General features: G+C 30.0%; 1 protein-coding gene. It reads left to right on the plus strand.

What is annotated here, in order from left to right; all coding sequences use genetic code 11:
* Positions 1–223: IS110 family transposase (locus ACK2WN_RS12480; protein WP_416155712.1), on the plus strand; the 223-nt coding region annotated here is incomplete at both ends.

Raw genomic sequence — 223 nt, forward strand, 5'->3', positions numbered from 1 at the left:
GAATATCTTCTTAATGATATAAACCCTATTATTACAACTATTACAGGAATTGGTTCTGTTTTAGGAGCTTCTATTATTGCTGAAATAGGAGATATATCTCGATTTGAAAAAACTAGTCAATTAGTTGCTTATGCAGGTCTTGATGTTTCAGTTAAACAATCTGGAGAATTTAATGCAATTAATTCAGCGAAACTATCTAAAAGAGGTTCTCCTTATTTAAGAC

It is taken from the genome of Peptacetobacter sp. AB800 (assembly GCF_047807365.1).
Lineage (GTDB): Bacteria > Bacillota > Clostridia > Peptostreptococcales > Peptostreptococcaceae > Peptacetobacter.